The organism is Sphingobacterium sp. SGL-16 (genome assembly GCF_011043515.1).
Classification (GTDB): domain Bacteria; phylum Bacteroidota; class Bacteroidia; order Sphingobacteriales; family Sphingobacteriaceae; genus Sphingobacterium; species Sphingobacterium litopenaei.
This window is the reverse complement of the sequence record NZ_JAAKGQ010000043.1, coordinates 1-22,149: the sequence shown is the minus strand read 5'-3', so window position 1 is coordinate 22,149 and position 22,149 is coordinate 1. Positions and strand designations below refer to the sequence as shown.

Below are 22,149 nucleotides of genomic sequence, written 5' to 3'. Positions count from 1 at the left end.
ACATGAAAAAGAAAGTATTAAATATATTAATTCTATCAGCTTTTATTGTTACAGCATGTAGCAAGAGCTTCTTAGAGAAATCTCCAACAGATGTAATTTCTGAAAAGGACTTAGCTAACGCTGTGGATAAGGATCCAAGTTTATTAGGTGGTAATATTTCCGGACTATATGCTCTAATGTTTCAACCAGAGACTGGAGGAACTACGGGTGATGATGATTTTGGACAAAAAGCTCAAGACATTAATATGGATTTGTTATCTACAGATATGGTGATGGAAGGGAATAATTACGGATGGTTTGTCGCAATATCAAGATTTCAGTCCACGGTAGATTTTACTAGTAATGGAGGTTATATTCCTTGGCGCTATTATTATAGAGTTATTATGAGTGCTAATTCAGTTATTGACGCACTGGGAGGAAATGATGCAGACTTAACTACAGATGATGCTAAGTTTATTATGGGACAAGCAAAAGCTATGCGTGCTTATTGCTATTTTTATCTTGCCCAGCTATATGGAAAAGAAGGGTATGGAACAGGTAATGAGCCTTTGATTCCTATTTATAAGAGCTTGACTGATGCCGATATGCCCCTTTCAACTTCAAAGGATGTTTATGATTTTATTGTTGAAGATCTAAAAGCAGCAATAAGTGATTTGGAAAATTTTTCAAGAACGTCAAAGTCACAGGTAAATAAATATGTAGCTAAAGGATTATTAAGCTATGCTTTAATGGCAAGAGGTACACAAGCAGACTGGCAGGAAGTGGTGACATTGACTAATGATATCATTAATAATAGTGGGCATCCCTTAACCACTAAGAGTGAAACCGCAGCCATAATGAATGGTAGTGTTGTTACAAATCCTGAATCTGGTTTTAATAATTTGGCTACTCCGAGCTGGATGTGGGGAACAGATTTAACTGCCGAAAGTGGCGTTGCGCTAGATTCGTGGTGGGGTCATATGGATTACTATACCTATAGCTATGCATCATCTGGTGATGCTAAGATAATCAGTCAAGAGTTGTATGATGCTATTCCTACAGATGATATCCGAAAAAAGCAATTTCATCCTACAGCCCTATTGCCAATATATAAATTGTTTGATCCTGCTCGTGTATGGGATGGGCAACTACCTGTTACTACCGATTTATTATATATGCGCGTAGATGAATTTTATCTTTTGAATGCGGAAGCTAATGCTAATTTAGGACAGGATGGAGCTGCCAAAAGCACGCTAGAAAAGTTAGTCAAGATTAGAAAAGATAATATTTCTTATTTATCTTCATTGACAGGTTCAAATTTAAAAGAGGAGATATATTTTCAAACTCGCGTAGAATTGTGGGGAGAAGGTAAAGTGTACTTGTACAACAAACGTAACAAAAAAACAGTAACAGTGCCGTCAAATCACTTGTTTAATGCGGGAGAAGTTATTCCTTTTAATTCACAAAAGCTAACTTTCTCAATACCTCAGAATGAAATTTTAAATAATCCTAACATTAATTAAGAATCCCAGAACATAAAAGGCTTCCAATTTTGGAAGCCTTTTGTTGTTTACCTATTCGCCAAAATACTCAGTTCCTGAGCAACTCTTCCTGCAATGGATTTATAAGCTTCTCCCACGCTGTCGTCAGCGTCTAGGATAATAGGAAACCCATTGTCTCCTGCGTCAGCTACGGATTTTACCAATGGAACTTCGCCTAAGAAAGCAATTTGGTTTTCCTCTGCTAAACGCTTTCCACCATCTTTTCCAAAGATGTAATATTTATTGTTTGGTAATTCGGCAGGAGTGAAATAGGCCATATTTTCAACAATACCCAATATTGGTACATTAATTCCTTCCATTTTGTACATACCGATCCCTTTAATAGCATCAGCTAGAGCTACATTTTGAGGTGTAGTTACAATCACTGCTCCTGAAATAGGATAAGTCTGTGCAACGGTAATATGGATGTCACCCGTGCCTGGAGGCATATCAACCACAAGATAATCTAATTCTCCCCAGTCCGCATCGTTGAATAATTGCTTAATAGCCGATGTTGCCATCGGACCTCTCCATGGAATAGGTTGATTCGGATCCGTAAAGAAACCAATAGAAAGCAATTTCAAGCCAAATTTTTCAATAGGTTCAATTTTCGTAGAACCATCAGGCAGTTGGGAAGCCATAGGTTTAGCACCTTCAAGACCAAACATAATCGGCAAAGAAGGACCATAAATATCAGCATCTAATAAACCTGTCTTGGCGCCTTTACTCGCTAAAGCTAAAGCAAGATTGCTTGCTACCGTCGATTTTCCTACTCCACCTTTACCAGATGAAACGAGAATAATATTTTTAATGCCTTTTAATTGATTTGGATCGACGCTTGTTACTCGAGAAGTCATATTGATTTCGACTTCAACGTCTTTACTAATAAATAGAGCAATAGCATTACGGCAGGCATGTTCTATATGACCCTTTAAAGGGCAGGCCGGTGTCGTTAAAACAACATCAAATTTTACTTTATTGGGAAGAATTTCAATATTTTGAATCATGTGAAGTGTCACCAAATCCTTCTTTAGATCAGGTTCTTCTACATGACTTAATGCATGTAATACTTGTTCTTGCGTAATATTCATAATATGCAATTTCAATTTGCACAAAGCTAATAATTAAGGGAAACAATCCTGTCATTTCTGTGTTTGATTATTTTGTACCGATGTTTGGGTATTTTAAACATGTGGTAATTTCTTTTTCGTCAAGATTGTCCCAGAATCCTTATTTTTGGGCTTAAATAATATCATACCTTTAAGTACCTTATGAAAAACATTTTATTAGCCTTTGCTTTTCTCCTTTCTTGGACAGGAGTTAAGGCGCAAGAGATCAGTAATACTGAAGATGCTCTTGAAAAGCCTAACTTTGTAAAATTAAATCTCTTAACATTAGTAGGAGGAAAAATTTCAGTAGAATACGAACGCGTTTTGAACAAGAGATTCGCTGTTGGTGCTGCGGTGAATTTGCGTCCAGAAAATAGTCTACCATTCAAATCATCCATTATGGATATTGTGGATGATAGTGAGATCAATTCTCTATTGGATGGAATGAAGTCATCAAGTACTGCTATAATTCCAGAGCTAAAATATTACCTTTCTAAAAAAGGTTATGGTCAAGGATTTTATCTTGCTCCTTATGTAAAATATGCAAAATTGAACTATTCTGCTCCTTACACTTATGATGTATCAGTTGATTACCAAGGACAATTAGTTTATGATAGAGAAGAAACGATTAGTTTGAAAGGAGATTTGACAACTTTTACTGCTGGTATTTCTGCTGGTATTAATTTTAAATTGAAAAATAATATCTTTTTGGATTGGAGAATTATTGGTCCTGGCTATGGAACATCAAAAGGAAGTCTATCTGGTAAAATGACTTTGAATGCGGATGAACAAGCAGGTTTGAGAGAGCAATTAGGTGAGCTAAAAGAAAGTTTGAATGATTTGCCTTTGAAATTCAAAATGGATTATACAGTTCATGGCAATGGAGCAGACATCACGTTGAATAAAAGTCCGTGGGCAAGTATCCGTAGTGGTTTATCAATTGCTTATAAATTCTAGAATACGAATATAATTTAGTTAGGAAAGGTTATACTTCTTGAAAGTATAGCCTTTTTTTGTTTTTGTTATAGAAGTATTCCATAATAAAACTCTATTTTTATTCAAGATTTTAAATGCGAAAATTCATGAGTAATTTCTTTTCGAAAAGACGTAATAAGTGGTTTTTGATTGTAGGGGTGTCCGTGTTGCTCATCATAGGAATTGGTTTTGCTGTCGCCATGTCCAAACGACAAGGTTTCTTGGATAAAGCGATGGTCAAAGTTCAGAATAAATTGAAACAGGACTATGACATTAACTTTAGCGTAGATAAATATTATTTCAAAGGATTAACGACTGTTGAGTTCAAAAATTTATTGGTTATACCTCAGGATAGAGATACCCTTGCATCCATGGAAACTTTTTCGGTTTCTGTACGTGTATTGCCCTTGTTGATTGGTGATGTGGAGATTGGTGCCATTGGCGTAGAAAATGGAGGAGTGTCTTTTGTCAAAAAAGACTCGCTAAGTAATTATGATTTTTTATTTAAGAAACGTCAGGACAATTCAGAGGCGGTGAAATCCGAATCAAAAGGTTTTGCAGATTTGGCTGAAAGATTAAGTAAGCAGTTTTTTGCAATAGTTCCAGATGATATGGATTTGAAAAATTTCAATTTATCATATTCTGACGATAAATTCACCCAGCATATTCATATTCCTCAAGCTATAATGAATTCTGGTCGATTTGAATCATCGGTATTGTTGAATGACCATGAAGCGGAATGGATACTTTCGGGTAAGGTGGACGCAGGTGCGCAGCGTATGCGTTTGGAAGTATCATCCAAAGAGCCAGATGTGGAATTACCATTTCTGCGTAGCAAATATGGTTTAGCCATCAGTTTTGATAAGTTAATATTCGATTTACAAGATATTACCAAAATCAAAAAGAATCTTTTGGAGGTGGATGGTGTCTTTGCTTATGAGAATCTAAAAGTTTATCATCGTCGCTTGTCCGATTCTACCATAATTTTGCCTCAGGCAGAGATGGAAGGAGGCATACAGTTTGCTGAAAACTATATCGCTCTGCGCGAATATTCTACTTTGCGGGTAAAGGATTTTTCTATCTCCCCACAAGCGAAACTGACTTTGAAACCTTCCAAACAGATCGATTTGGCAATACATACAGGAATGTTTCAGGCACAAGATTTTTTTGATGCCTTGCCAAAAGGGTTGTTTCAAAATGTAGAAGGTGTCAAAGTGGAAGGAAGTATCGCTTATGATTTGGATTTTTCTATTAATCTCGATAAACCTGATGATCTTACTTTCTCTTCCAAAATTGATGATGAAGATCTAAAATTGATTTCTTGGGGAGGGGCTAATATTGATTCGCTCAATTCCTCATTTGTGTATGATGCTTATGACGATACTGTGCTCGTGAAAAGATTTGTTGTCGGTCCTGAAAATCCCAATTTCAGAAAATTAGATCAAATTCCCTATGTCCTGAAAACTACCGTGCGAAATACAGAAGATCCTTTCTTTTATAAACACAATGGTTTCGAAGAGGAAGCTTTCAAATTGTCTATAGCGACCAATGTCAAAGAAAAGAAATTCAAGCGTGGAGCAAGTACTATTTCTATGCAATTGGTCAAAAATGTTTTTCTGAATAGAAAGAAAACTTTGAACCGTAAGTTCGAAGAGATATTGTTAGTCTGGCTGATGGAAGCTTCAGGACGTGTGAGCAAAGATCGTTTGTTTGAAATATATCTCAATGTCATTGAGTGGGGTAAGAATGTTTACGGGATAACTGAAGCCGCGGATTATTATTTTAAGAAAAAGCCAGAAGAATTGAATCTGGGTGAAAGTTTATTTTTGTCAAGTATCATTCCTCGACCAAAAACTGGGGTTTCTTCTTTTGAATATACAGGTCATCTTAAAGGGTGGGTGCAACGTCACTTCAATACTTATGGATCTATTATGCGTAAGCTGGGTGAATTAAATAATGTGGCTGTTCCTGAAAATTATGGATTTTATGAAGTAATTTTGCAACCCGCATTACGTCCCAAAGCGCCTATTGTTCGTGATTCTACTTTTGACGTGTTGGGGGAGCATGAGTTGATAATTAGAGAGTTGGAAGCAGAAGAAAATGTCCGCAAATCTATATTAGATAAATTAATTGGGGAAAAACATGAAAACAATTGAAATAGATGATTTGCGATTTGAGCCTTTCATCAGCTACGAGCAAATAAAGAAGCGAATACGTCTTATCGGTGTAGATATTAGCTTGAAATATGAAGATAAAAAGCCTGTATTCATCGGCGTGCTGAATGGATGTTTCATGTTTATGGCGGATTTGATGAAAGAAATCACCATTGATAGCGAAATGAGCTTTGTTAAAGTAGCATCATATTCTGGAACAGAACAAGGCCATATTTCCCAATTAATAGGTGTGGGATTAGACTTGAAAGACAGAGATATCATCATAGTGGAAGATGTCGTGGATAGTGGCAATTCTTTAAAATATACTATTAATGCTTTAGAAAGGGAAGGAGCTAGAAATATTTCAGTATGTACCTTATTATTAAAGCCTTCTTGTTTGCAACATGACTTTGATAATATAGAATATGTAGGTTTTGAAATTGAGAAAGAATTTGTAATTGGTTACGGTTTGGATTACAATGGTCTTTTCCGAAATCTAAAAGATATTTATAAAGAAGTGACTTTAGGAAATTAATCCCTAAAGTCACAATTTATTAAATGATCGTTAACCATCCCAACGGCTTGCATATATGCATAGCATATTGTACTTCCAAAGAATTTAACTCCACGTTTTTTCAAATCCTTTGCAATGAGTTTTGATTCATCAGATTCAGGAGCTACATCTTTCATGGTTTTGATGTTATTCAAAATTGGCTGTTGGTTAGGAAGAAATTGGTACAAATAATTGTAAAATGAACCAAATTCTCTCTGTATCATAATGAAAATGTTAGCATTAGAAACAGCAGCTTCTATTTTTCCTTTATGTCTGATGATAGCGGGATCCAAGACAATTCTGTCAATATCTTCAGATGTGAACTGTGCTACTTTTTCGACATCGAAATCCGCAAACAATTTTCTGTAGCCATCCCTTCTTCGCAGAATCGTTATCCAGCTCAATCCGGCTTGCGCTGATTCTAATATTAAAAATTCGAATAAAGTCTTATCATCTTTTACCTGTTTTCCCCATTCTTCGTCGTGATATTGGGTGTATAACGGATCTTCACCACACCAGGGGCAGCGTTGTACAGTTGTTGCCATAATTGTGTTTAAATATTTAGTACAAAATCATACCTTTGACATCGTATGTTAGGAAATGACTTTTTAAGGCAAATTATAAAAAATAAGCAACATATTTTGTTGTTTTTGTGTTTGCTATGTCCGTTCTTGTCAAAAGCGAATTCTGCAGATACTCTTTCTATAAGTCAAGAAGTTATTCTTCCTAATGATTCGGCTACTCAGGTACAAACGGATACAGTTAGGTTTAATTATATTTTTTTAGATCAAAATCAAAAAGTGAAGATAAATCCTATTCAGGATAGTCTATTGCGGATGATCGAAATAGAATATACCGATTTGCGAGCCTGGTTCGCCAAAATGGACAAACTCAAAAAAGAGAGAAATCTATCACCGACCTACGAAAAATGGAATCGGCCGACTTGGCTTATAACTTCTCTATTATTGATATTGGTGAGTTTGGGCTTAGTTCGGATTTTCTTTTATTCTACATTTTTAAATATCATTTATGGATATTTCAATGAAAGGGTGTTAGCGCAGATTAGTAAGGAAGATAACGTATTAACTTCCTGGCCTTATATATTTTTGTATATCATTTTTAGCTTTTCACTAGGCTTATTTGTGGTTTATTATTTTAGTGCGAAGGAAGACTTTTTGTTCCTAACAGTTAAAAATTTCACTCGTTTGTCGGTTATAATTGGTGTTCTATTTGTAGCTAAATTACTACTTATTCGAATTATTTCTATAATATTTGAAGCGGAGAGAATTGCTCGGAATTATATTACAGTATTGTATGTGGTTTATTTCAACAGCATGCTTATTCTCATTCCACTTTTAATTTTGGCTATTTTTATGCCAATAAATTATTTAGATAATATTGCTCTTACACTAGTTGTAGCTGCTATTTTGCTGTTTTCTTACCGTATTATCCGTACTGCATTTAGTTTATTAGGTAATCTAAAGTTTTCAATCTTTTATTTAATTCTTTATCTTTGTGCTCTAGAAATAGCACCGATTTTGATATTAGTGAAATCACTAAACAATTAAATAAGAATTTATGCAGATTGATGTTGCTAGAGCTAAGAAAGTGAAAAGCATCTTAGTTACGTTGCCAAGACCAGAAAACGACAAGTCACCTTATTTCGCGTTAGCGGAAAAGTACAACTTGAAATTGGATTTTCGTGGTTTTATACATGTGGAGGGAGTACCTGCAAAAGAGATTAGAAAGGAAAGAATAAATTTTGCTGAACACACAGCTGTGATCTTTACCAGTAAAAATGCTGTAGATCATTTCTTTAGAGTGTGTGAGGAAATGCGTTTTGAGGTTTCGGCTGAGATGAAATATTTCTGTATCTCTGAGGCTATTGCACTTTATCTACAAAAATATATTCAATACCGTAAGCGTAAGATTTTCTTTGGAAAGCAGACTGCTAAGGATTTGGAAGAGGTCTTAAAGAAACACAGTAAAGAGAAATTCTTATTCCCTTGTTCGGATGTCGCAAATGAAGAGACACAAAAATGGTTACAAGAGAATGGTTATAACTTTACACCAGCGGTATTGTTCAAAACCGTAATTACCGATATTACAGATCTGAAAGATGTGTTTTACGACGTGATTGTATTCTTTAGTCCTTCTAGTGTACAGTCTTTGTATGAAAACTTCCCAGATTTTGTTCAGAATAATACACGTATTGCCGCATTTGGTGCAACCACACAGCAAGCTTTGCTTGATAAGGGATTAATTCTTGATATTCCAGCACCAACGCCTACAGCTCCTAGCATGACTATGGCAGTAGAACAGTACATTAAGTTGGTAAACAAATAAAAAAATATTTTAATGTATTATAAAAGAGGTCAGTATGAAATAAATACTGACCTCTTTGCATTTTATACCGATTATTAATACAAGTTTCAGAAATTATTTTAATTATACTTTATTAAATGCTATAATTACCTTATTTTTATAAGCATTCCGACAGGAGTAATCCTATTGGACTAACCTATTTTGCTATAAACTTATGATTATAAATCATTTAAGATTTTTAAAATATCTTTGCGGGCTGCTACTAATTGTACTGAGTATTGGATGTAAGACATCCACAAAAAATGGAGAATTAATAGGTGTACGATTAGATAAACTTAAAACTAGTAAAACACCATATGGCATGGTTTTGGTCCCGGGAGGTACATTTATTATGGGACAGTCAGATGAAGATATTACATTTGCCCAAACTGCTCAAAACCGCCAAGTTACCATTGCGCCTTTTTATATTGATGACTCCGAGATATCGAATAGCGAATACCGACAATTTGTCTATTGGGTGCGTGATTCTATTATGGTTACCGATTATTTAGGTGATCCGTCCTATTTTTTGCAAAGTCAAACTCAAAGCAATTCAAAATATATTGATTGGGAGAAAGTAAGAAGACAATCACCTTGGCGCTCTACCGATCCGAATGTGAAAACTCGACTGGAAAGCATGTATTATCAGGGAGAGGATAAAGTGTTTGGTAAAAATGAAATGGATGTGCGATTGATCCATTATCATTATGAATGGTACGATTTAGAAAATGCTATTCGCCATAAAAATGATATGAATAAAAAGCGATCTGATTTTATTTATCGCGAAAAAATAGGCATATATCCAGATACTACAGTTTGGATGTCCGATTTTCATTATGCAGCTAATGAACCTTTAGTAAAAGGATATTTTTCTCATCCTTCATATGATGAATATCCAGTGGTGGGAGTGAGTTGGAAGCAAGCTCAAGCATTCAACGCATGGCGTACGCAATTATATAATAACCAAGCTGCAAAAAACAAAAGACCTCAGCGTTTTGATTATCAGTTGCCTACAGAAGCAGAATGGGAATATGCTGCTCGTGGAGGTCGAGTAGGCTCTCAGTTTCCATGGGGAGGACCAACAGCGCGAAATGCTCGTGGTTGTCTTATGGCTAATTTTAAACCAGGGAGAGGAAACTATATGGATGATGGATACGCTTATACGGCGCCAGTTTATTCTTATTTTCCCAATGATTATGGATTATACAATATGTCGGGCAACGTTTCAGAATGGACACAATCTTCTTATGATGAATCAGCCTATTCTTATGTGCATGATATAAATCCAACTTACAATTATTCTGCTAAGGATGGAGATTCAGAAACAATGAAGCGTAAAGTTATACGTGGAGGTTCTTGGAAAGATGTAGGATTCTTCCTTCAAAATGGAACTAGACAGTATGAATATCAGGACACAGCGAAATCTTACATAGGATTCAGATCGGTAACTCGAGTAGCGGGATCTTCTTTAAGATAAAAAATAAACTAAAATTATAACTTAAATACTATTAACTAACCTTATAGACTTAAATAAATATGGCAAAGAAGAAAAAATTTGGTTTCGGTATTAATACATTAATCAATTGGGGTGCGACTGTTGTTATTATTGGATTAATGTTTAAAATTCTTCATTTCAAAGGTGGAGAATGGATGATCGGAATTGGATTAGCTGTTGAGGCTTTATTATTCTTTATTATGGGATTTATGGCTTCAGAGAAAGACGTGGATTGGACGCGCGTATATCCTGAACTAGATGAAGATTTTTCGGGCGAATTACCAACACGAAGTGTTGCTCCAGCAAATGCGCAACCCGTGGCAGTAGGCAATACAGCTGCTTTAGATAAACTTTTACAAGATGCTAAGATTGATGAGCATTTAATTGGAAACTTGGGAGATGGTTTACGTACATTCAGTGATAAGGTTGCTGCTATTTCCAAAGTAGCGGATACAGCTGTTGCTACTAACCAGTTTGCGGATAAGTTGAACGCAGCTTCTACAGGTGCTTCGCAGTTGAGTCATGCTTTCGAACGCGCTGCTGCTGATTTACAGACCTTCAATGAGGCTTCTGCAGATATGCAACAATTTAAAGAACAAGTTTCAGCATTTAACAAAAACTTGTCATCACTTAATGCCGTGTATGGTAATATGTTGTCTGCGATGAATATAAATAACCGCGCATAATTGTAGTGAAATCTAGGACATAAAAAGTAGGTAAATTACAAGAAATGGCAGGACACAAAGAAACTCCGAGACAACGGATGATAGGAATACTTTATTTAGTGTTACTGGGTTTAGTAGCATTGAATGTAAGTGATTCCATTTTAGATGCATTTAAAAATTTAGGAAATAGTTTAAATACTTCCACTCAAAATACGCAAACAGGGATTGATAATATGTTTCTCGCTTTTAGAGAGACCAAACTGAAAGAGAATCCTGAACGTGCACAGCCTATTTTGCAGAAGGCGGAGCAAGCTCAGGCTTTAGTTGCAAAACTTACTACACAAGTTGCAGAATATAATAAACTTCTTTCTGCTGAAGGTGGTGGAGTAGATGAAGAAACTGGTGATGTTAAATTCAGAAGTAGCACGGATATCTCAGCTCGATTGATGATCAATGAAAAAAGAGGTAAACAGCTTCGTGATTTGATTAATCAAACTGCTGCTGAACTTAAAAAATTAACAAATAATGAAGTTAGTTTTTCTTTGGCTGCTGATGATCCAGCTCCTCGTGGCGGAATCAAAAAATCTTGGGAAGAGTCTAATTTTGGCGATGGAATTCCATTGACAGCGGCAATCACTGCTTTAGAAAAAATCAACGCGGATGCTAAAAATGCTGAATCGGCGGTAGTAAAACATATTTTCGGTAAAATGGATCAAGCGGTGGTTAACTTGGATAAGTTTGCTGCGGTAGCTGTAGCTCCCACCTCTTATTTGATTGCGGGTCAACCTTATACCGCTAAAGTATTCTTAACAGCTTATGATTCTAAATCAAATCCAAAAATTACTGTCAATGGCAGCGCTATTCCAGTTTCTGATGGTCAGGGCACTTACTCGTATACACCTGGTGTGGGTACGCATACGTGGAAAGGTTCTATCTCAGTACAGCAAACAGACGGAACTGTGAAAGTGTATGAAACGGAGCCAATGACATTTCAGGTTTCACAACCATCAGCAGTGGTATCTCCGGACGCTATGAATGTAATGTATATTGGGGTGGACAATCCTTTATCCATTTCAGCCCCTGGAGTGCCAGCTGAATCTTTAAAACTATCGGGTTCTGGTGTAAGCTTGACATCAAGAGGTGGGGGTAAATATTCAGCACGCGTTACAAGTCCAGGAGAGGTAACATTAAATGTAAGCGCGACGATAGATGGCAAGACTCAAAATTTAGGAGCTTCAAAATTCCGTGTTAAACGTATTCCTAAGCCCACAGCAAAGGTTGGAGGTAAAGATGGAGGACGTATTTCGGCAGCACAGTTGAGAGGACAGTCCGTGGTGTCGGCATCTTTAGAGAATTTTGATTTTGATGCCAAATTCCAAGTGACTAAATTTAATATGTATATAAGCAAGCCTAGGGTAGACCCTATTGGTCCATATGCGGCTTCAGGAAATAGTTTTAGTGGTCAGATGAAAACTGCTTTATCAGGTATAACAGCTGGTTCGGTGGTCATGATTTACGATATTGTGGGTGTAGGTCCGGATGGTGTAGCACAAAATCTAAACGCTATAACATTTCAAGTAACAAACTAATAGAATTTATATTCTATGAATAAGAAAATATTAACTCTAATTATTGGTCTAGGAATCACTCATGTGGTAAGTGCGCAGGTGGAAAATCTATCCAATAGTTCAAAGCCAGTGTATGAGAAAGAACCACCAGTAGACGGTTATGTCGTGAAATCAGATGTGGAAAATAGAAAGGTTATTCCATATGCGCCTATTCGTCAGACTGATGTAGCTTTCAGTAAGCGAGTATGGCGTGAGATTGACTTGCGCGATAAGATGAATCAAGCCTTTGCTTCTCCTAAAGCGCGATTGATGGATATCATTGTGGATGCTATTCAGAAAGGTGAACTGACGGCGTATGACCCTACACCAACAAAGAATGATCCTAATGGCGATAGTTTCAAGAATGTTTTGCCAATTGATCAGGTAATGGCTCGCTTAGGCGGAGATAGCGTCTTGGTCGAACAATATAATGAAAACAACGAGGTCATCGGTTCGCATTATGAAAAAAGAGATTGGAGCGGAGAGAGTGTTATCAAATTTAGAATCAAAGAAGATTGGATTTTTGATAAGCAGCGGGCAGTTTTTGAGCCAAGAATCATTGGAATCGCGCCGCTAATCACTCCTCAAATTCCTGGTGCTGATGTTTTTGGAGAAGTATCCACTGTAACGCCTCCTGCAAGCAACGTGGATCCTTTCGATCCATTCGCTGTACAAGAGGAAACACAGCCTACAACTCCCGCACAACCTGCAGTGACTGCTTCTCCCGTATTTTCTAATTTGGGACCACAGGTTGATGCAACACCGGCATTTTGGATTTATTTTCCAGAAGCACGCCATGTGTTTGTGAATAAAGAAGTCGTCAATCGAAATAGCGATGCTACAGGACTGAGCTATGATGACGTGTTTATTAAGCGACTTTTTTCAAGTTATATTATTAAACAATCCAATTCTGAAGATCTACGTATCAAAGATTATATCAAAGATGATTTAGATAGATTATTAGAATCAGAACGTATTAAAAAAGCGCTCATGGATTATGAGCAGGACCTATGGTCTTATTAATTAGTGATTTATATCACTAGAAAATAAAGAATATTTCTACAAATTTGGTCACTGTATTTTGTGTCTATTGCGTATAGTTATAAAATATGGAAAGAGTTAAAAATGTAGGAATATTTTTTTTTATGTTTGTATTTACTTAGTAAAAAACTAAAAGCTTGTGAAACTAAAACCTGTTGATAGCATTTCGGGAATTTCTCCAAAAGATTTTGTTAGAGATTATCTTAACAAAAGTCAGCCAGTTATCTTGAAAGATTTTATTAGTAAGGATAGTGCTTGCTGGACAAAATGGAGCTACGACTATTTCAAGGAAATAGCGGGAGATGTGATGATTGATGTCTACGGTAAGGAAGAAGAAGGACAAAGTTATGCTGCAAGTCCTCCAGTGGGTAAAATGAGCTTTGGTCAATACTTAGATAAAATCAGCTCTGAACCTACAGAATTACGCTTGTTCTTGTTTAATTTGTTGAAAATTCGTCCTGAACTTAAAAAGGATGTTATTTACAATGATGTCACTGGTGGCAAAGTATTGCAAGGACTGCCTTATATGTTTTTTGGAGGTGAAGGATCTGCAACGCGTAATCACTTTGACATTGATATGTCACACGTTTTCATATCCCAATTTCAAGGTTACAAACGTATTTGGTTATTCCCGAATGATCAATCTGATTTGATGTACAAATTACCTTACAACTTCCACAGTATAGCTAATCTAAAAACAAGTAGTGTAGAGGAATATCCTGCATTGAAATATTTGGATGGTTTTGAAGCGGTAATTGGTCCCGGTGAGACCTGTTATATGCCAGCAGGATGGTGGCATTATATCCAATACGAAACAGAAGGATATTCTATTTCGGTGCGCGCATTAGCCAATTCTTTAGGAGAAAAATTGAAAGGCGCTCGAAATCTATTTGTAACGCGTCATTTTGATGATACCATGCGTAAAATTTTTAAAGATAAATGGTTCAATTATAAAATTGAAACCGCAAAAAAACGTGCTGGTAAAGCAATGAAAAGATATAAATAACATAAAAGGGTCGAATTTAAATTCGACCCTTTTATGTTTACTCTGAGACCTCATCCTCTTGTTTTATAGCATTCCTATAAAACAAAGTGTACGGATCCGAATCATAAATATGTGCTTCAGGATTATGTTTAAAAGGAACCTCTGGATTAAATATTTCCTCTAAAGTCGCTCGTAGGAAGTTTACGAATTCATCCTTTTGTGCAGCTAAGAAATCACCTTCCATCAAAGCTCCTCGGCTGCCATAGAAAAGAGTTCCTTCTTCGCGCATTTTTCGCGCTACATATAAATTTGGTTCTAAGTTTTGAATACCCGTTTTTTGTTCAAATACATAGGCGTAAAATAGCGTTTGAACTAAAGCTTTATTCTCTGTATTAGCGGCAAAAACCTTTTCTATAGAGCTGAATTTAACAGCGTCAGCACCAGTTTTGTAGTCTACAATGCGTTTTTTGACTTCTCCTAAGTCGGTTACAACTTCGTCTACACGGTCAATTATCCCGTAGATTTGAACGGTTTCTTCTTTACCATTAACCAAAATTGGAAAATCTAGGACATAATCTTCATCGTTCTCCAGCTCGATAATGCGGAAAGACTGGTAGTATTCGGCATCGTATTCCAAATACATTTTGACATACTCGGATGCAATCTTGTGCATAATACGTTGCAAGCTGTTTAATTCTTTAAGTTCTTTCGTCTCTATCCCGTACTGTCTTCCGATTTCAAGAATAATAAGCGCATCTACTTCTTCCACTTTCTCCCGCAGCACTTTGGTGGAAGTAAACTCTTCCAACCCTTTATAGGGCTTTAAAATGGTTTCCATCACATTGTGAATGACAGTACCCAAAACGTTCATTTCAAATTCCTGAGAGATACGTGGAGGTTCTTTTATTTCAGCCACATGTTTAAAGAAGAATTGCAAAGGCGATAGCAGATAAGTAGTCAAAGCTGTTGCCGAAATTTTGGCTTTACCATCAAGGTATTTAGCACGCATATAATCCCAAACTTCGCCATTTTTAGGAATAATGAGTTCTTCTTCTTTGGGTGGGAAAAGAATAGGTTGTTGCTGTTGTTGTTTGATGAAATTGAAATTGCTTTCAAATTCCAACTGCCGGACAAAGCGGCTTTCTTCGCCTGTGCTACTTTCATCCACAATGCTGTTATAAAACACATGTATTCCTGTACTGTATTGGAGATGACGGTAGAATAAGTACGCTGAAAGTCCATCTTGGTTCTCTAGAATTGGTAAACCATACGCTCTACGCAACGTGTTTGGAAGAAAAGTCGCAGCGCTAGATGTTTTCGGTAAAATACCTTCATTAGCACCTAAAATGTATATGTTGTCAAAATTCAAACATCGACTTTCCAACAATCCCATGATTTGCAATCCATCCAATGGATCACCTTCAATTGCGGAGTTGATCGGTGCAATGGCTTTTCGTATGAGGCCAATTTGGAAAATAATACTCAATTGTGGTATTTTTTCAAATCCTAAATGTAATTGATTGAGCACTTTCTTGGTTTCAATCAACATGTTGGCATCAATTTGTTTGATTTGTGTGTCTTGCGCCAAAGAAATCAGCAATTCATCTAAAAGATGAATTAATGTTGGGATAACTTCTTTGGAAGAATTTAACGGTCTGAAAAAGTGTGGCAGAACGGAAGTTTGGACGCAAATATCTTCAAGATTAATCTCAAAAAGCTGTTTATCCCCGATAAACTTTTGAAGTGTTGATTTTTCTTTAAAGGAGATTTTTGTCAGCGGATTATTCAGAAATGTTTCTACATCTTGATAGGTTATTTTAGTTTTCTTAAGATGTGAAATTTGTTCATGAACACGCATCCACAAATCCAAAATTCCAAATATAGGCGACTGTGTCAAAGGAAAACCAGTCGTAATGTTGACTTTGATATTGGGAAGACTTTGCAGTAAAGGAACCAATAAGGATTCATCAGCCAATAAAATAGCCGAAGATTTTCCTTCTTTCTCATTCTCTACTAAGACGTCATGTAGCAATTTTGTTTGACTAACTTTTCCCGTAGAGGCATACAAATGAATGTTATCTTTACGTGAACCAATAATATTTGGCACTTCGCCTAAGGCATTTTGCAGTTCTGTTTGGAAAATATTTCTTCGAATAAATAACCCTGCTTCTTGCTGTTTGTCCTCCAAATAATAGGCGTCCGCATCAAAGTAAAATAACGCTTTTTCTTGTTCCTGCCATTGTTTGAAAAGCTTTGCTTCAGCATTATTTAGCGCATTGAATCCTACAAATAGGATTTTTTTGAAAGGTTGTACCAATGCAGTACTATCCAATTCTCCATCTGCTAATTGACGATAAATGGTTGGATAATTTGTTTGTTTTTGTTCGGCTAACTTTTGTTTGAAAGCACGATACAAAACAGGCAGTCTTTTCCACAGTTTCAAGAATCGCTCTTGAATACCTGTATGCCCTGCGATACTGAAAGATTGCCAAAATTGACGAATAAAATCCTGTTGTTCTTTTGTCAAATGCTGGAACTCGACATCTATTTTGCTCGTATCGTACAGTTCCATGTAAATATCTTCGATATTGACCAAGTCATAATCCAACTGCCCAAAATCGCTCAATATAATTTCTGCAATCGGATAAAATTCTTCAAGTGTTTCTTGTTCGTGTCCTTCTTTGGCTAATAACTCGTTGTGAAGTTCATACAGATAGAAGAATTGTGTCAATTGGCTTACTTGCTCCGCATCTGATGCCAAACTAAAAAATTCTTGTATGGTATAAAATTGTGGCGACCAAATGGCATGTCCGTACGTATCCGCAAGATGTTTCTTGAGATAGGTGATAGGACGTTTATTGTTGAAAACAATCGCAATCTCGGACAGATCTGTTCCGAATCGTTGTTTTATATCTTGTGCTACTAATGCTAAAAATGATGTGTTCATGTCGACTCTCTTAATCTATTTCACCTCTACTAATTCATTCACCTTGGCATAGAATAAAAAGCCTCGTATATTCTGATATCCTAGATTTTGTAGAGCTTTCATATACTGATCTACTTGAGTTTTGTGTTCAATGTAATTGTCTCCGGTGAATTTAAAATCCAAAATGATGGTCTCATCCTCTTTGGTAAATACTTTATCAGGACGGAGTGTTCGTCCATCCGCGGTTATGATAGCTGATTCATTCCAGATCTTATAATCTCCAGAAAGCCATTGATTAATCTGTGGATGATGCCATATTTGGTAGATTTCCTTTTCTAAGAGATCTTTGTTTTCAACGGCTAAAATTCCTTCGTCAATATAGCGTGCAATGATTTTATGGATATCGGATTCTTTGGATGCTTCCGCCATAACCTCGTGTGCCAAAATTCCATATTGCGATGCTTTTTCGAGCATCAAAATAGTATTTATTGTTCGGGTGCTGTTTTTCTCTAATGCTTTTTCCATTGCGACCGAAATAGGATAACGTTCTAATGCAATATGGCATGGAGTGTCGGAATCATTGCTATCTTCTTTTGGTATAATATGGTCTATTTGGACTTTTTCTTCTTCCAAAGGAAAAGGTGCATTAGGATGATCCAACACTTGGTAGATGACATCCGAAATCAAATCATTGCAAATTTTTAATTCTCCAGACTTCTTGTCTGTTGCAAAAGCAGGTGCTGTGATGTAGATATGCTCTTTGGTACGAGTAGTAGCGACATACAGGGTATTCAGCGCATCCATATAATTAAACAATTTTTCCTCGAAATACTGCTGATAGAATATAGATTTTCCGACCGAAGAAGTGTACTTAATTGGAATTCTGCCCAACTGTCCAAAAGGAGTGTTTTCGGTATTAATCCAAAAATCACCATTTGTCATTCCATCTAATGTCCATGAACAGAAAGGAATCATGACGACATCATAAGCTAAACCTTTGGACTTGTGAATCGTGGTGACTTCAATAGCATTTACTTTTCCACTGGATGGCAATACAGCTTTGTTGCCATCTTCTTCCCAAAATTCTAAAAATTGATTGATTCCCCGTTCTCCACTTGCGGTGAAATTGCCCACAATATCTTTGAAAGTTAAAATGTAAGGCAAATGCACATTGTTATCCGAAGTAAAGCCATAGATTTCTATGAGTTTTTCAACCAAATGAACCAAAGGTAATTTTTGCCATACATCCCAGTCGATAATTAATCTATCTGGAAGAAGACTTTGGAGTTTTTCAATGTTATTTTCTTTGAAATGCAACCACGCTTCTGGCTCAAACGATTTTTGCTTAGTTATAATCTGATAAAGATAGGCCATGCGAGCATGGTGAATTACATGTTTGTCACTAGTATAAACAAAGGCTTTTAGAGATTCTACCAAAAGATTTATAGCATCATTTGAAACTAGCGAAAGTGCATCTCCCGAAATCACATCAAAATGTAATCCCGTAGCATTTTTATATTCCATCAGCTTTTGAATGATTTCTACAGCTTGTCTGTTGCTACGCACTAAAATACCGATTTGTTTAGCTTCATACCTTCCCGTAGAAATCCATTCACCAATTTTTTCGCAAAGTTTGCGTGTAGACTCCTCTTGTGCTTGATTTGCACGCCATCGGCTATCTTCTACTTTTATATATTCTATTTCGATAGATCCCTGTTTATCCGGGTTATTTAATTTTTTTTCTGGAATTTCTTGTGCAGAGTTTTCATAAGCTCGGACAAGCATACTGTCATTTTGCGCATTTTTCCACCAGCGCAATCCTTCTTCCGAAAGTTCATTTTTTGCGGTGTCATTTAGCACATTTTGCATGTGTGCCGGAATTGCTTGATACAGGTAATTGTTAAAGCGAATGATATTTGGTAGACTTCTGAAATTCGTTTCTAGAATACCGTTATCAATAAAATGGTTTTTACCTTCTGTATCTAAGTGAAAATTTTGTGCAACTTGTTCTTCGACCTGTTGCAAAAGAATGCGCCAATCACCATTGCGCCAACGGTAAATACTTTGTTTTACATCTCCAACAATCAAATGTTCGTGCTGCACCCCTTCGGTATTACTCAGAGCATTAAGTAAGATTGGGCTGTAATTTTTCCATTGAATACGTGAAGTATCTTGAAATTCGTCAAATAAGAAATAATTATAGCGATTGCCAATCTTTTCCCAGATAAAGGTTGGGTCATTGTGCGCATCTAAGCCTAATTTATTCAGTAATATCTGCGAATCCGAAATCAATTGAGCACTATTTTCTTTACGCCAAGTGCTAAGCAAATCTGACATTTCTTTCAGCAAGCGAAGATAATAAAGGTTGCTTTGTACGGATTGATAAGCAATATAGGTCGGCAATAGTTGTTCTAAGGTCACAAACTGGCTCAATACCGGTCTGAAACCTTCAATTAAATCGTAACGGAGATTTTTGTCTTTATCGGTATAAGCTTCTTCATTATCGATGAGTTTGGTATATTTTCCGAGTAACTCTATAAGGCCAGATAAAGATAATTTCTGAACTTGTGGCGTAATTTTGTTGGCAGAAACTAAAGGATTTCTAGATTTCCCTTTCATTTCATTGACATCCACCTGCAAGGCTTTGAATGTCTCCTGAAAAGATTGAATCGCAAGACTTAAGCTTTCAAGATACGATTGCGTCTTCTCGAAAATATCTTTATTGAGTAGATTGAATATCTGATTTGTATCTGCCGAAGCCAAGGCTCCATCAAACTCCTGGAAATTTTCTGTGAAAATCAATCCAGCTAACTGACTCAATTGATTGCGGTAATTCCAATTCTCGTTGTTGTTGATTTTCTTCTCTGCGTAGGCAATAATCCAATCCAGTAATTCTGGTTTTTCGTCCAACAATTGATTAAGCATCATGGTCAAATCCGTTTTGACCTTGTTTGTATTCATTTCAATCTTATAGGCTGCATCCAGATTAAGTTCATACGTAAACGAACGAATGACTTTTTGCGAAAAACCATCAATGGTGCTAATCGTAAAATGACTATAATCATGCAGGATCTTACGATACACACGATGGGCTTTCTCTTGTATAAGTGCAGCAGACCAATTCGGATTTTGATTTATAAGTAGTTTTCTAAAACTTTCAATGTTATCGGATACATTTCCAGTCGCCAGTCCTTGCAATACAGAAAGAATACGCTCTTTCATTTCGGCTGTGGCCTTATTAGTAAAGGTTACAGCAAGAATTTCTCTGTAACTATTTTCATTATTCAAGAGTAAGGTGATATAATGTAAGGTCAGGCTAAAAGTTTTACCTGAACCTGCGGAAGCTTTAAGAATTTTCAACGGAGCAACATGCGTCATTTTCGAAATACGATTTGGAAGAATGAAAATACGTTAAAAAAGCTGTTATATCAAGCGGATTGTAGAGTGAGCTCATTTAAAGCTTTTTAGTTTGAAAAAAACTTTTTATCTTTGCGTCCCCTCTTACACGAAGTACGGGGGATATGTTGAATACATAAATAATAACAAAACATGGCAACTAAAATCAGATTGCAAAGACATGGTAAAAAAGGACGTCCTTTTTACCACCTAGTAGTAGCAGATTCACGTGCTCCACGTGATGGTAAATTCATCGACCGTATCGGTTCTTACAATCCAAACACAAATCCAGCGACTATCGTTTTGGATTTTGACAAAGCTTTGGACTGGGTGAACAAAGGTGCGCAACCTACAGACACAGCTCGTGCTATCCTTTCTTACAAAGGTGTATTATACAAAAAACACTTGCAAGGTGGTTTGAAAAAAGGTGCTTTTGATGAAGCTGCTTTAGAAGAAAAATTTGCTGCTTGGACTGCTGCTAACGAAGCAAAAATTGCAGGTAAAAAAGACGGTTTAGCTAACACGAAAGAAGAAGCTAAAAAAGCTGCTTTGGCTGCTGAAGCTGCTAAAAAAGCTGCTAAAGCTGCTGCTATCGCTGCTAAAAATGCTCCTGTTGCTGAAGAAGCACCAGCTGAAGAAGCGGAAGCTACTGAAAACACTGAAGAAGCTGAAGGTTAATTCTTTCATACAGTATTCAAGAAAAGCCGATTCGATTTTGAATCGGCTTTTTTTATGTAAATGAAGGTGCTGTAGTTTTTATTTTTTAATTTTGCCTTTTTAATTTCAAATATGACAATAGAGGAAAGTTTTTACATCGGATATGTATCTAAGACACGTGGTCTAAAGGGAGAAGTGCAATTGTTTTTTGAGTTTGAGGATTACAATGAATTGGATTTGGATGTGATTTTTCTTGAAGTCAACAAGAAATTAGTACCTTATTTTGTAGATACAATCAAATTACAAAAGAACAGTACGGCGTATGCGACTTTTGAAGATGTAGATCATATCGACAAAGCGCAAGCGTTGGTGCGTCGTAAGGTGTACCTTCCTAATGATAAGATGCCAGAACGTGATCCTGATGATTTTAGATGGACTGATTTGGTCGGTTTCCTAGTTATTGACGAAGAGCATGGTGAATTAGGTGAAATCATTGAGGTACATGAAATGCCACAGCAGTTTATCGCTACTGTAGATATGGACGGTAAAGACTTGATGTTTCCACTTTCGGAAGATTTAATCTTAGGTATTGATGCTGAGGAGGAAATAATTGAGGTGAACTTGCCAGAAGGATTAGTGGATTTGTATAAAGAGTAAAAATATTCATAAGAAATACGAAAGCGAATTGAGATTTTTCAATTCG

17 protein-coding genes are annotated in these 22,149 nt (G+C 36.4%); 13 read left to right on the top strand and 4 right to left on the bottom strand.

Features of this window, described 5'->3' with window-relative positions; genetic code table 11:
• Window positions 1-2 precede the first annotated feature (2 nt).
• Window positions 3-1,502: a RagB/SusD family nutrient uptake outer membrane protein gene (locus tag G5B32_RS13090; protein ID WP_165291979.1), complete on the top strand. Its 1,500-nt coding sequence runs from the start codon at window positions 3-5 to the stop codon at window positions 1,500-1,502.
• Between the two features lie 47 nt (window positions 1,503-1,549).
• Here the strand turns inward: G5B32_RS13090 and G5B32_RS13085 are convergent, their stop codons facing one another.
• Window positions 1,550-2,611: an Mrp/NBP35 family ATP-binding protein gene (locus G5B32_RS13085; RefSeq protein ID WP_165291978.1), complete on the bottom strand. Its 1,062-nt coding sequence runs from the start codon at window positions 2,609-2,611 to the stop codon at window positions 1,550-1,552.
• Between the two features lie 180 nt (window positions 2,612-2,791).
• Between G5B32_RS13085 and G5B32_RS13080 the strand changes: the two genes are divergently transcribed.
• The 3 genes from G5B32_RS13080 to hpt all read left to right on the top strand — a co-directional run bounded on the left by G5B32_RS13080 (window position 2,792) and on the right by hpt (window position 6,292).
• Complete coding sequence (locus G5B32_RS13080) at window positions 2,792-3,586, top strand: DUF3575 domain-containing protein (protein WP_165291977.1); 795 nt, start codon at window positions 2,792-2,794, stop codon at window positions 3,584-3,586.
• Between the two features lie 125 nt (window positions 3,587-3,711).
• Window positions 3,712-5,760 carry a transglycosylase domain-containing protein gene (locus tag G5B32_RS13075; protein WP_165291976.1) on the top strand — a complete coding sequence of 683 codons (2,049 nt, stop codon included), beginning with the start codon at window positions 3,712-3,714 and terminating at the stop codon, window positions 5,758-5,760.
• Window positions 5,747-6,292 carry a hypoxanthine phosphoribosyltransferase gene (hpt, locus tag G5B32_RS13070; RefSeq protein ID WP_165291975.1) on the top strand — a complete coding sequence of 182 codons (546 nt, stop codon included), beginning with the start codon at window positions 5,747-5,749 and terminating at the stop codon, window positions 6,290-6,292. The genes G5B32_RS13075 and hpt overlap by 14 nt, the downstream gene beginning before the upstream one ends.
• Here the strand turns inward: hpt and G5B32_RS13065 are convergent.
• Window positions 6,289-6,855: a DNA-3-methyladenine glycosylase I gene (locus G5B32_RS13065; RefSeq protein WP_165291974.1), complete on the bottom strand. Its 567-nt coding sequence runs from the start codon at window positions 6,853-6,855 to the stop codon at window positions 6,289-6,291. The two genes, hpt and G5B32_RS13065, sit on opposite strands and share 4 nt — an antisense overlap.
• Window positions 6,856-7,146: 291 nt before the next feature.
• Here G5B32_RS13065 and G5B32_RS13060 point away from each other — a divergent pair, with 291 nt between their 5' ends.
• The 7 genes from G5B32_RS13060 to G5B32_RS13030 all read left to right on the top strand — a co-directional run bounded on the left by G5B32_RS13060 (window position 7,147) and on the right by G5B32_RS13030 (window position 14,488).
• Window positions 7,147-7,878 (top strand): DUF4271 domain-containing protein, encoded by a 732-nt coding sequence (locus G5B32_RS13060; protein WP_165291973.1) that lies wholly within the window; start codon window positions 7,147-7,149, stop codon window positions 7,876-7,878.
• Window positions 7,879-7,888: 10 nt separating this feature from the next.
• The gene (locus G5B32_RS13055; protein ID WP_165291972.1) at window positions 7,889-8,656 is read left to right on the top strand and encodes a uroporphyrinogen-III synthase; all 768 of its coding nucleotides are present in this window, start codon (window positions 7,889-7,891) and stop codon (window positions 8,654-8,656) included.
• 193 nt (window positions 8,657-8,849) lie between these two features.
• Window positions 8,850-10,151: an SUMF1/EgtB/PvdO family nonheme iron enzyme gene (locus G5B32_RS13050; RefSeq protein WP_165291971.1), complete on the top strand. Its 1,302-nt coding sequence runs from the start codon at window positions 8,850-8,852 to the stop codon at window positions 10,149-10,151.
• Between the two features lie 59 nt (window positions 10,152-10,210).
• Complete coding sequence (gene gldL, locus G5B32_RS13045; RefSeq protein WP_165291970.1) at window positions 10,211-10,855, top strand: gliding motility protein GldL; 645 nt, start codon at window positions 10,211-10,213, stop codon at window positions 10,853-10,855.
• 44 nt (window positions 10,856-10,899) lie between these two features.
• Entirely contained in the window at window positions 10,900-12,423 is a 1,524-nt protein-coding gene (gldM, locus tag G5B32_RS13040; RefSeq protein ID WP_165291969.1) for a gliding motility protein GldM, read from the top strand.
• Window positions 12,424-12,438: 15 nt separating this feature from the next.
• Entirely contained in the window at window positions 12,439-13,464 is a 1,026-nt protein-coding gene (locus tag G5B32_RS13035) for a gliding motility protein GldN (RefSeq protein WP_165291968.1), read from the top strand.
• Window positions 13,465-13,621: 157 nt separating this feature from the next.
• Window positions 13,622-14,488: a cupin-like domain-containing protein gene (locus tag G5B32_RS13030; protein ID WP_165291967.1), complete on the top strand. Its 867-nt coding sequence runs from the start codon at window positions 13,622-13,624 to the stop codon at window positions 14,486-14,488.
• Window positions 14,489-14,525: 37 nt separating this feature from the next.
• Here the strand turns inward: G5B32_RS13030 and G5B32_RS13025 are convergent, their stop codons facing one another.
• Together G5B32_RS13025 and G5B32_RS13020 are read right to left on the bottom strand one after the other, a co-directional pair.
• On the bottom strand, window positions 14,526-17,414 hold the full coding sequence (locus G5B32_RS13025; RefSeq protein WP_165291966.1) for a PD-(D/E)XK nuclease family protein: 2,889 nt from the start codon (window positions 17,412-17,414) through the stop codon (window positions 14,526-14,528).
• Window positions 17,415-17,429: 15 nt separating this feature from the next.
• Complete coding sequence (locus G5B32_RS13020; protein WP_165291965.1) at window positions 17,430-20,771, bottom strand: UvrD-helicase domain-containing protein; 3,342 nt, start codon at window positions 20,769-20,771, stop codon at window positions 17,430-17,432.
• A 171-nt stretch (window positions 20,772-20,942) separates the two neighbouring features.
• On the opposite strand from G5B32_RS13020, the gene G5B32_RS13015 reads away from it, so the two are divergent.
• The gene (locus G5B32_RS13015; RefSeq protein ID WP_165291964.1) at window positions 20,943-21,467 is read left to right on the top strand and encodes a 30S ribosomal protein S16; all 525 of its coding nucleotides are present in this window, start codon (window positions 20,943-20,945) and stop codon (window positions 21,465-21,467) included.
• 111 nt (window positions 21,468-21,578) lie between these two features.
• On the top strand, window positions 21,579-22,103 hold the full coding sequence (gene rimM / locus G5B32_RS13010) for a ribosome maturation factor RimM (protein ID WP_165291963.1): 525 nt from the start codon (window positions 21,579-21,581) through the stop codon (window positions 22,101-22,103).
• Window positions 22,104-22,149: the final 46 nt, after the last annotated feature.